The following is a 5,191-nucleotide window of genomic DNA, read 5'->3' as shown; positions in this document are numbered from 1 at the left end:
GTGGCCCACGGCGGGACGGAGTTCCACAACAGATGCGCGATGTCCATCCGCTCACCCTACGGGCACGCCCGTCCGCAGGACCCTGCTCCCCGGTGCAGGGCAAAGTTCCTCGCGCGGCTGTCTGACGTGCTCTTGAACGCGGCGGCCCGGACGGTGCGGACCAGAACTTTCACAAGGCGCTGCTAGCGTGGCCGGAACCGTCTCTGACCGAGTGATCTGTCGCCGGCCGGCCTGGGTGGTGATGGCACCAGTCGCCACCATCGGTGGCCGACAGCCTCGGGGACGGGCGCCGTCGGATTCCCCGAGCGGCCACCTGGCTGCCAGCCCTCACTGATATGCCATACGACGACCAACCTGTCCCGGTCGACCGATTCGTAGGCCTCCGGGAGGATTCCTCCTGAGTTGCAGGCGGAGCGGAACCGGGAGGACCCAGTCATTCCGCCAGTCACGTTGTAGAGAAGGAGAAGAGGATGAGCGGCAGGATCAGCAGCGGGACCGGAGCCCGCGACAGGACCACCGCGCCGTGGGTGCTTCTGTCCGGCGCGGCCGTGGCAGCCCTCAGTGGTGCTGTGCGGTTCCTCGTTCCGGTTTCCCGCACGGCGGACGGCCCGGCCGGGGTCCGCACCGATGACGGGGTGGAGCTGTGGACGGAGGCCCTGGGCCGGGCCGACGCCCCGGTGACCGTGGTGTTCGCCCACGGGTTCGCCTCCGCCGCCCAGGAGTTCCGGTACCAGTGCCAGGCCCTGGAACGGCGTGCCCGGGTGGTGGTCTTCGACCAGCGCGGCCACGGCCGCAGCGGCTGGGGGACCTACCGGTCGGCCAGCATCGACCGGCTGGGCCAGGATCTGGGGGAAGTCATCGACCAGCAGGCGGGCGAAGGACCGATCGTGCTCGTGGGCCACTCCATGGGCGGGATGGCAGTCATCTCACTGGCCGGTCAGCGCCCCGAACTCTTCGGGGGCCGCATCACCGGGGTGGCGTTGCTGTCCGCGGCTGCGGGGCATCTGCCGAAGATGGAGATGCCCGACCCAGTGGCGCACGTCGCCGTGCGCGCCGGCCTGGCCCAGGCAACGGCCTGGGCACTGTGGCTCCTCGCCCCTGTCATCGACCGGGTGACTTCCTTCCGCCGGCCCTGGGGGCGCCGATGGTTGCTCATGCAGCTCTTCGGCGACGACCAGCCCTCGCCCGAGGTCTTCTCGGGGGTGCAGGACACGTGGGTCCGCACCCCGCAGTCCGTGGTGTCCGCCTTCTACCCGGCCATGGTGGCCTACCACCGCACCGATTCCCTGAGCGTCCTCCGGCGGATCCCGACACTGGTCCTCACCGGCGACCGTGATCGGACCATCCCCTGGCAGCGCGGCAAGTTCCTTGCCGAGACCATCGGGGACCGCGCCCGCTTCGTGCGCGTCCCCGGCGCCGGGCACATGGTCAACCTCACCCACCCCCAGGCCGTGAACGATGCCCTCGCCGAGCTGCTGGACCGCACGGAGACCGCCCCCCGACCGAGCGCATCCTTCTGAGTCCCGTGAGGACTCTGCCGACTCACCGATCCACCGGAGAACGACCAGAGGGCTCATTGCCCCTGAGCAACCGGTGGAGTAGGTGTGGTCCATGAGCGCACCGGACCCCGACGAGATCTACGACCGCGCCAAGGAGGAGGGAGCGCGGCGGCTGACCATGCCGCCCCTGGAGCAGGCCTCGACCGGGTTCATCGCCGGGGTCACCATCGTCTTCGGCATCGTCGCCCTGGCCATGGCCGAGGAGCTGATCGCCCCCGGCTTCGGCACCGGCCCCGGCAAACTGGCCGGAGCCCTGGCCTTCGGCACCGGCGTGGTCTTCCTCGTGATCGGACGCTCCGAGCTGTTCACCGAGAACTTCTTCGACCCCGTCGCCGCGGCCATCGACCAACAGGGGCCCTCGGTGTGGTTCCGGCTGGGCCGGCTGTGGGCCCTGGTGCTGGTGCTCAACCTGGTGGGCGGAACGGTCATGGCCGCGGTCTTCACCGTCGAGGGCGCCCTGCCGGCCGGGGCCCACGAGGTCCTGGTGTCCGTGGCCGAGGACATCGCGGCCAAGAGCGGATGGGCGACCTTCGCCCGCGCCGTGGCCGCCGGCACGCTGCTGACCCTGCTCTCCTACCTGCTGCACGCCGCGGACTCGGCCACCGCCCGCATCGTGCTGGCCTACCTGGTCGGGGTCTTCCTCGCCCTGGGCCCCTTCGACCACGTCGTCGTCTCCGGGCTGCACCTGCTGTTCGGGATCTGGCTCGGTGCCGCCGTGACCGTCGGGGACCTGGGGCAGAACTTCGTCCTGGCGGTCGCCGGCAACCTCGTCGGCGGACTGCTGCTGATGACCCTCACCCACACCGTCCAGGCCAAGAGCTCCCCCGGATCCGACTGATCCTGGCAGCTCGACCCCGGGTTCATCGCCCGGCTACTGGCCGGTCGGTCACGGGACGATCACGATGTGCGCCGGCCCCGCCCGCGGGTGGCCTCTTCATTGTTTCCGCCCCTCACCTGTGCCTACGGTCGGGGATCAGCCGGTCCACACGCCACCCGGATGCCCGTTGGCGCCCCACTTGCAGGAGGTTCACCGTGACACCGTCCCAACGCCCCACTCTCCGCACGACCGCCGCAGCCGCCCTCGCCGTCGCCGGTCTGGGACTGACCTCCTGCGGCGCGGGAACGACAGACACGGCAGACCCGGTCGAGGAGACCGAGAGCACCCAGCAGGACGGGATCCTGGAAGGCGGAGAGCCGACGGAGCCGTACATCGGCCCCTACGACAGCGCCTTCGTCGACATGCGGGAGGACTACGGCGGCATGGAGGTGATCGTCACCGGACAGGTCCAGGAGATCGTCGCTCCGGTGGGCTTCACGATCACCGGCGCTGAGGACACCACCCTGGCGCCGCTGCTGGTGTTCTACAACCCGGAGGAAGCCAGTCCCGAGGCTGGAGACACCATCTCCGTCACCGGTACGATCCACGAGGTGTTCAACCCCCCGGTGGTCGAAGAGAACGTGGGAGGAGATCCCGGTCCCGATGAACTGGCCTACTACCACGGCCAGCCCTTCCTACGAGCCGACAACGTGACCGTCGCCCAGCCCGAGGAGACAACGCCGACCGGCTGACCAACCCCGGACGCCCGGTTCTACGAAACTACCGAGCAGTCCATCCTGAAGGAGAGGCCGCCGGGGTGCTCCAGGACAAGCTCCACCGGGAATAGACACGACGAGGGGCCGGGATGGACCTGGGCCGCGTCTGCGGGTCGTGGCGCACCGGTGCTGCTCGACCGTGGGGACGCTCAGCTTCTGCCGGGCCCGTCCGGAGCGGTAGGCCGGTGCCCCTGAGCACCGGGCCGGTAGCGTGGAATCCATGGACTCCGACACCCTGGTCAATCTTCTGCTCGTGCTGGCTTTCGTGGTGATCGGGGGTGTCTTCGCCGGCACCGAGATGGCGATCGTGAGCCTGCGCGAGAGCCAGATCAAGAAGATCGAACGCTCCGGGCGCAAGGGCGCCCGCACCGCGGCCCTGGTGCGCAACCCCAACCTGTTCCTCTCGGCCGTGCAGATCGGTGTGACGGTGGCCGGGTTCTTCTCCTCCGCCTACGGCGCCTCCACGATCGCCCCGGACATCGCCCCGCTGCTCGAACAAGCCGGGCTCTCGGCCTCGGCGGCCCAGACCGTGGCGCTGATCGGAATGACCCTGGTGATCGCCTACCTCTCCCTGGTGTTCGGGGAACTGGTGCCCAAACGTCTGGCCATGCAGCGCTCCGTGGGCTTCACCCGCGTCCTGGCCCCGCCGCTGAACCTGTTCGCCAAACTGATGCGCCCGGTGATCTGGTTGCTCTCGGCCTCCACCAACACGGTGGTGCGCCTGCTCGGCGGAGACCCGCACGCGGCCACGGAGGAAGTCTCCGCCGACGAGATCCGGGAGATGGTCGTGGACACCCGCGGGATCGGCCCGGTGTCGCGGTCGATCCTCACCGACGTCTTCGAGGCCGGAGAGCGTCGTCTGGCCGAGGTGATGCGCCCGCGCACCGATGTCGAGTTCCTGGACGGCACCCTGCCCGTCACCGAGGCCTACCGCACCGCGCTGTCCTTGCCGCACTCCCGCTACCCGGTCACCGGGGAGGACATCGACGACGTGCTGGGCTTCGTGCACATCCGCGACCTCGTGGTGGCCGACGCCGACGGCGACGGGGTGATCGAGGCCCCGCCGCGCACCCTGGCCGAGATCGTGCGTCCGATCCCGTTCCTGCCCAGGACCAACCACGTGCTGCGCACGCTGCAGTTCATGCGCAAGGGGGGTCACCACGTCGGGGTCGTGGTCGACGAGTACGGCGGCACCGCCGGCATCGTGACCCTGGAGGACCTCGTCGAGGAGCTCGTGGGCGAGATCTATGACGAGTTCGACACCGGGGCTCGCGAGCACGAGGACACCGTGCTGCGTTCCGGCGAGACCGTCCTGGTCGACGGCGGGCTGATCATTCAGGAGGTCCCGGCCGAAGCCGGCCTGACCATTCCCGAGGGCGTCTACGAGACCGTGGGCGGGTTCGTGATGGAGCGGCTGGGCCGGGTCGCCCGCCCCGGCGACGTCGTGGAGGTGGACGAGTTCCGGCTCGAGGTTCTGGCCACCGACCGCACCCGCGTGGAACGGGTCCGGATCTCTCGCCTGCCCCAGCATGGGACCACCGCGACCGAGGCGGCCGGCTGATCCCTCAGGGGGTGCGCCGCAGCCAGTCACCCGGGACCTGCGCACCACATCACGCTTCAGCCGGCAGATCACCACAGGCCGACCGTGGCGCCCACTCCTCTCTCCCCGGCTGCTCTCGGCTTCTCCCGCGGAGCGGTCGTCCCTCCGTGACCCCGGCCCAGGGCCACGCAGTCCGGGGTGTGTCCTTCATGACAGAGGCGGCACGGATCCTCGGATAGAATCGGGAGAGCTTTAGGGGAGTATCCCTCAGCGCTGCGGACGTCAGTACGTCGGGAAGTCGTTTCCCGGCCGGACGCAGCGGCCCAGCTCGGCAGCACGGACCACAGCGGTCCCTGCCGGTGCGGCGGAGAGACTTACGGCGGTCCTGCACCCGACCCGGAAAGCCAATTCCCATGGACGTCTCTCCCACCGTGTGGGCCGTGACGATCGTCGCGATCGTCGGCCTGCTGCTGTTCGACTACGTGTTCCACGTGCGCAA

General features: G+C 69.7%; 4 protein-coding genes. All 4 read left to right on the top strand.

The features are described from left to right. Positions 1-470: 470 nt before the first annotated feature. Positions 471-1,520: an alpha/beta fold hydrolase gene (locus tag RCG67_RS16755; protein WP_368827917.1), complete on the top strand. Its 1,050-nt coding sequence runs from the start codon at positions 471-473 to the stop codon at positions 1,518-1,520. A gap of 91 nt (positions 1,521-1,611) precedes the next feature. Beyond that, positions 1,612-2,397, top strand: coding sequence for a formate/nitrite transporter family protein (locus RCG67_RS16750; RefSeq protein WP_368827915.1), 786 nt, complete (start codon positions 1,612-1,614; stop codon positions 2,395-2,397). 194 nt (positions 2,398-2,591) lie between these two features. Then, on the top strand, positions 2,592-3,128 hold the full coding sequence (locus tag RCG67_RS16745) for a hypothetical protein (protein WP_368827914.1): 537 nt from the start codon (positions 2,592-2,594) through the stop codon (positions 3,126-3,128). 244 nt (positions 3,129-3,372) lie between these two features. After that, a complete protein-coding gene (locus RCG67_RS16740) occupies positions 3,373-4,713 on the top strand; it encodes a hemolysin family protein (RefSeq protein WP_368827912.1) in 1,341 nt (446 codons plus the stop codon). Positions 4,714-5,191: the final 478 nt, after the last annotated feature.

Origin of the sequence: Kocuria cellulosilytica, from assembly GCF_040981245.1 — a bacterium.
Classification (GTDB): Bacteria; Actinomycetota; Actinomycetes; order Actinomycetales; family Micrococcaceae; genus Kocuria; species Kocuria cellulosilytica.
Note: the sequence above shows the minus strand (reverse complement) of the source record. Positions and strands in the feature narration are given on the sequence as shown.

What these genes read in the sequence shown, in the direction of transcription:
- RCG67_RS16755 (WP_368827917.1), top strand. Translation starts at nt 471, where the DNA reads ATGAGCGGCAGGATCAGCAGCGGGACCGGAGCCCGCGACAGGACCACC.
- RCG67_RS16750 (WP_368827915.1), top strand. Translation starts at nt 1,612, where the DNA reads ATGAGCGCACCGGACCCCGACGAGATCTACGACCGCGCCAAGGAGGAG.
- RCG67_RS16740 (WP_368827912.1), top strand. Translation starts at nt 3,373, where the DNA reads ATGGACTCCGACACCCTGGTCAATCTTCTGCTCGTGCTGGCTTTCGTG.